Origin of the sequence: Candidatus Cyanaurora vandensis, from assembly GCF_013285555.1 — a bacterium.
Lineage (GTDB): Bacteria > Cyanobacteriota > Cyanobacteriia > Gloeobacterales > Anthocerotibacteraceae > Cyanaurora > Cyanaurora vandensis.
Genome location: NZ_JAAXLT010000113.1, coordinates 1 through 5,031 on the forward strand (window position 1 = coordinate 1; position 5,031 = coordinate 5,031).

At 56.5% G+C, this 5,031-nt stretch carries 5 protein-coding genes and 1 pseudogene; 1 reads left to right on the forward strand and 5 read right to left on the reverse strand.

The genetic code is table 11. From position 1 onward, the window contains the following. Window positions 1-298, reverse strand: a pseudogene (locus HFM78_RS08105) (lipid-A-disaccharide synthase); the annotation flags it as partial. Next, on the reverse strand, window positions 298-975 hold the full coding sequence (locus HFM78_RS08110) for an NnrU family protein (protein ID WP_396033441.1): 678 nt from the start codon (window positions 973-975) through the stop codon (window positions 298-300). The pseudogene HFM78_RS08105 and the gene HFM78_RS08110, both read right to left, overlap by 1 nt. 174 nt (window positions 976-1,149) lie before the next feature. On the opposite strand from HFM78_RS08110, the gene HFM78_RS08115 reads away from it, so the two are divergent. Next, window positions 1,150-1,962, forward strand: a complete 813-nt coding sequence (locus HFM78_RS08115) for an Rpn family recombination-promoting nuclease/putative transposase (protein ID WP_287128932.1) — start codon at window positions 1,150-1,152, stop codon at window positions 1,960-1,962. A gap of 32 nt (window positions 1,963-1,994) precedes the next feature. Here the strand turns inward: HFM78_RS08115 and HFM78_RS08120 are convergent, their stop codons facing one another. Genes HFM78_RS08120 through trpB form a run of 3 tightly spaced genes read right to left on the reverse strand, consistent with a single transcriptional unit; the run spans window position 1,995 to window position 4,879 of the window. Beyond that, on the reverse strand, window positions 1,995-3,158 hold the full coding sequence (locus HFM78_RS08120) for a trypsin-like peptidase domain-containing protein (protein ID WP_287128933.1): 1,164 nt from the start codon (window positions 3,156-3,158) through the stop codon (window positions 1,995-1,997). Window position 3,159: 1 nt separating this feature from the next. Next, complete coding sequence (locus HFM78_RS08125; RefSeq protein ID WP_287128934.1) at window positions 3,160-3,624, reverse strand: peptidylprolyl isomerase; 465 nt, start codon at window positions 3,622-3,624, stop codon at window positions 3,160-3,162. Window positions 3,625-3,667: 43 nt separating this feature from the next. Continuing rightward, a complete protein-coding gene (trpB, locus tag HFM78_RS08130; RefSeq protein WP_287128935.1) occupies window positions 3,668-4,879 on the reverse strand; it encodes a tryptophan synthase subunit beta in 1,212 nt (403 codons plus the stop codon). Window positions 4,880-5,031: the final 152 nt, after the last annotated feature.

The following is a 5,031-nucleotide window of genomic DNA, read 5'->3' on the forward strand; positions in this document are numbered from 1 at the left end:
AGGTAAACCCCTGGTCCCCTCCCAGAAAAAGGACCGCTCCCCGTGCGTACCAATCCCAGTCAGCTTGGGTGCGCCCCGTCACCAAAAATCGTTGATAGGCCCCCGCCGCCTGGACCCGCGTGACCCCCGATAAACTCTGGGCCAAGGCGACTTCATTCCCACTGGCATTACTACAGGGAGCCAGGATCACCGAGATGCGCCAGTCGGGATGTTGGCTATGAATGAGAGCTACCACCGGACGGACCCAGGTACTCAGCTCCCCTGGTCCGTTACTCACAATCAAGAGGTCTATCGCCATCACCAAAAAACCTGGGCCGACCGCTCGACCAGCCAGGGGTGATAAACAAAAACCAGCACCACAAAAGCCAATACCCCCAGGTACGCCGGACGGAGGAATTCCTTGAGGACTAGGGTTTGATGGCCCTGGAGGATGGCGGCGAAAGGAATTACTGAGGTCCGTGCTTTCAATGCTAAAAAAGCTTCCCCATAGCGGGTGTAGAGCCGTCGGTCCCCATGCCAGACGGCAAAGCTGTGGTAACTGACCAGACCTAAAGCCGTCACCAAGGCAAAAGAAGTCCCTAACCAAAGAACGTGAGCTACACACCAGAGCGTCATCCCAGTCAACTGAGGATGGCGAGTAATCCGGGTAATCCCCGTCTCGTAGAGCCGCATTTGGGGCTTAGCAATCGCGGCGACTTCCAGCAGATTAAATGTCGCGGGATACAGAAACAAAAACGACACTGCCGACAGGACCAACACCACCCCCTGCACCCACGCACTACCGCGTAGGTCCCACAATAGCCAACCGTCATAACGGTGGTTGATAAAATAAACGAGCATGGGCACCGCGAGCCCCAAACTCGTCAGCGCGAACAGAACTCGATAGGCCCGTGGACCCACCACCGACTCTACCCGCAACCGCCAGCCTGCCAGCCCACTGTGGACTAAGGCAAAAACTAATATCCAGGCCAGCATCACCCCGTGGGACACACCCAACCTCCAACCTTGTCTCCGTACTTTAACTAACCTGAGGGAGGGGTCACCCGAAAAACTTCTTCTAAGTAAGCTACCCAACACTTGAGCTACATGATATTTTTCCAACTTTTACAGGGCGTACTTGACGCGTAAAAAAGATACTACAATTTCTCCATGTTCGACAATATCTGTAAATTCCTGGCAGAAACCTTCCCCGCCGACTTTGCCCAATGGCTATTGGGAACACCCCTGACCCTCACCGAGCTCAGCCCCTCGGAACTCTCTTTGGAACCTATTCGCGCCGATGCCCTGATTCTATTGCAAACGGAGGACCTCGTGTTGCACCTAGAATTTCAAACGCAAGCGCGGTCCGATATTCCTTTTCGCATGATTGATTATCGGCTGCGGGTCTACCGTCGTTTTCCTCACAAGCAGATGCGTCAAGTCGTTGTCTATCTACAGCCCACTACCTCCGAGCTAGTCCAGCAAACAACCTTCACATTGGAACAAACCCGCCATGAATTTGCTGTGATCCGGTTGTGGGAGCAACCCACTCAGGCTTTCCTCGCCGCTCCGGGGCTATTACCTTTTGCCGTGTTGAGTCAGACCGATAACCGCCTCAGTACGTTACAGCAAGTGGCTCAGGCGATTAGCCAGATCCCTGACCCGCGCACCCAGAGTAATGTGGCGGCCTCGGCGTTCATCCTGGCTGGGTTAATATTAGAGCAAGAAGCAATTGAACGAATCTTGCGGAGGGACATGATGCGAGAGTCAGTAACCTATCAAGCTATCAAAGCAGAAGGCAAAGTAGAAGGCAAGGTAGAAGGCAAGGTAGAAGGCAAAGTAGAAGGCAGTCAGCAAAAGGCCCAACAGATTGCCACTAATTTGCTGAGTGAGGGCATGGAGCTGGCTACGGTTGCCCGTGTGACTGGATTGACAGTTGAGCAGGTACAGCAGTTAGTGGCAGGCAGGGAGAATCAGGTATAGATTACCGAACAAGATCCTCCCTAACCCCCCTGCTAGGTTGGACGGTTAGACAGAGCCTCAGTGCGGACGGCAAGGTTGCGCGTGTTACCTTGGCGGGCAATCTGAAAGTTCAACCGCTGACCTGGTTTTGTTTTCTCGATCGCTCCTTGGACTTGGTTTACATCCGCCACAGGCGTGTCCCCGATCTGGATGATTACATCCCCCGCCGCGAGTCCCGCCCGGTCTGCTGGCGAATCCGGGAGAACTTCTTGGATTAAGACCCCAGCAGTTACGCCGGGATCGAAGCCATCCTGCTGGAGAGCTTGGGCAATCTGGGGCGTCAGGTCCACCATCTTCAAGCCCACGTAGGAACGAGTGACACTGCCCTGACTAATCAATTGTTGCGCCACCTGACGGGCTAGGTCTATGGGGATAGCAAACCCCAGACCCTGAGCACCCTGGATGATCGCAGTATTGATCCCAATCACTTCCCCACGCAGGTTGATCAAGGGTCCACCGGAGTTGCCGGGATTGATGGCGGCATCGGTCTGGATAAAATCCACCCGTTTCTCAGAGATGCCAATCTGGGAACTGGGTCGCCGGAGTGCGCTGACGATCCCCGCTGTCACCGTATTCTCAAACCCCAAGGGATCGCCCAAGGCCACCACAAACTGACCGGGCCGCAGGTTACTCGAAGAACCCAAGACCGCAGCGGGCAGTTGTCCGGCCCCGTCAATCTTGACCACCGCAATATCGGTAATCGGGTCCGTCCCCAGCACCCGGCCCTGGAACTGCCGTTCATCCGTCAGTTTCACCGTCACTTGTTGGGCGTTAGCAACGACGTGGGCATTGGTCAAGATGGTCCCGTTGGGGTCAATGATGAAACCGGAACCCTGGCCTTGCTGGATCTGTTGACGCGGCTGGACCCCGAAAAACTCCTGCATGAACCGGCGGTAGCGCGGGTCCCCGAAGGAACTGTCCGCTACCACCGAACGCACCTGGATCGAGACTAAGCTCGGGGTCACCCGTTGGGCAGCATCAGCAATGAAATCTGTCCCTGGGACCGAGCCACCACCCGCCGGCGGACTGGGGATCACCGGCGCGGTAGGCGCACTACTGGCGGTATTAGGAGCTGCTGTAGAATTTTCTGTCCCCGGTGTAGCACAACTTACCAAACTTAACGCTACAGCCAAGCCAAGGCCCCATCGCTGGTCCATATCAACCCTCGACGACGCGTACTTTATTCATCCGGTCGCCTTGACGAATCGCATTCACCACCTTCAACTGCGCCTGGTCCACCACCTGCCCAAAAACCGTATGCACTCCATCCAAATGACTCTGAGGACTGTGGGTGATGAAGAACTGAGAACCGCCCGTATTGCGACCCGCGTGGGCCATGCTCAAGGTCCCAAATTCATGACGGTGAGGGTTGCCCTTGGTCTCACAGTTAATTTGATAACCCGGCCCGCCCGTCCCGATTTTACGGTCACCGGGAGACAAGGTCTTACTGAGCGGGTCGCCGCCCTGGACCATGAAGTTAGGGAGCACCCGGTGGAAGCTACAGCCGTCATAAAACCCCTCATTGCTGAGCTTTTCAAAGTTCGCCACGGTCTTAGGCGCGTCTTGCTCAAAAAGCTCAACCTCGATATTGCCCTTGTCCGTCTCAAAAATGACCTTTTTCATCGTGCTAGGTACCCTCGGTATTTCTCAATTATAAAGCGGTGGCTTAAAGCCCCTGCTCACGCTCCGCCAGGGTAAAGAGGTCCTTGTCCCCCCGCCCGGAGCAATTGATCACCACGGTTTGGGTGGAGGGCAACTGGGGCATCAAGGTTTCAAGGTAGGCAAAGGCATGGGCGGTCTCCAGGGCCGGGATGATTCCCTCAAGCCGCGACAGGAGTTTCAAGGCCACCAAGGCTTCCTCATCAGTCACGCTGTAATACTCCGCCCGTCCGCAGTCCTTAAGGTAACTGTGTTCCGGTCCCACACCGGGATAGTCCAGTCCCGCACTAATTGAATGCGCTTCGAGGACTTGTCCTTCGTTATCCTGCAACAGATAACTCATCGCCCCGTGTAAAACTCCCTGGCGGCCCTGGGTCAAAGTTGCCGCATGACGACCCGTCGCCACTCCCGCCCCCGCCGCCTCAATGCCAATCAGTCGGACAGCGAGATCCGGGACAAACTCATGGAAAAGCCCCATGGCATTAGAACCCCCGCCCACACAGGCAAGCAACACATCAGGCGTGCCCCCCCACTGGGCCAAAGCCTGCGCCCTAGTCTCCTGCCCAATCACCGCCTGAAAATCCCGGACCATCATCGGGTAAGGGTGGGGTCCTGCCACGGAACCGAGGATGTAATGGGTCGTCTCCACATTGGTCACCCAGTCGCGGATCGCCTGGGAGGTGGCATCCTTGAGCGTCCCGTTCCCGGCCTGTACCGGCTCCACCCGCGCCCCGAGTAATTGCATCCGGTAGACATTGAGTTTTTGGCGGGCCATGTCCTCCGTACCCATATACACGGTGCAGTCCAGACCAAACCGGGCACAGACCGTCGCTGTCGCCACGCCATGCTGACCCGCGCCAGTCTCGGCAATGATGCGCCGTTTCCCCATCCGTCGCGCCAGGAGGACTTGACCCAGAGCATTGTTAATCTTGTGGGCACCCGTGTGATTGAGGTCCTCGCGCTTGAGGTAAACCCGGGCACTGGCATAGTGCTGGGTCAGCCGTTCGGCAAAGTAGAGCGGGGTCGCCCGTCCGACATAGTGGGTCAAGAGGTCTTGGAGCTCGGCCTTAAATGCTGGCTCCTGGGTAATGCGGTGGTAAACCTCGGTCAGTTCCACCAAGGCCTGCATCAAGGTCTCCGGGACGTACTGCCCCCCATACACGCCAAAACGTCCCCTCGGGTCTGGGCGTAGCTCCAAAGCTACATCTGCTGTCAACATAGGTACTTCCTCGCTCTGCCCCAGTTTGACAGTTTTTACCCGGTGTTGCTGGTTGTAAACAACTCCTCCCTGAAGGGAGAAGCTTTCAGAAGCCCTGCAACTGGCAAGCCAGCCACGGACCGCGAGGCGAGTCTACAAGTCGCCCCAATTGA

Bases quoted from the DNA above. Each gene is read 5' to 3' on its own strand.
- HFM78_RS08110 (WP_396033441.1), bottom strand. From the start codon at position 975: ATGCTGGCCTGGATATTAGTTTTTGCCTTAGTCCACAGTGGGCTGGCA.
- HFM78_RS08115 (WP_287128932.1), top strand. From the start codon at position 1,150: ATGTTCGACAATATCTGTAAATTCCTGGCAGAAACCTTCCCCGCCGAC.
- HFM78_RS08120 (WP_287128933.1), bottom strand. From the start codon at position 3,158: ATGGACCAGCGATGGGGCCTTGGCTTGGCTGTAGCGTTAAGTTTGGTA.
- HFM78_RS08125 (WP_287128934.1), bottom strand. From the start codon at position 3,624: ATGAAAAAGGTCATTTTTGAGACGGACAAGGGCAATATCGAGGTTGAG.
- trpB (WP_287128935.1), bottom strand. From the start codon at position 4,879: ATGTTGACAGCAGATGTAGCTTTGGAGCTACGCCCAGACCCGAGGGGA.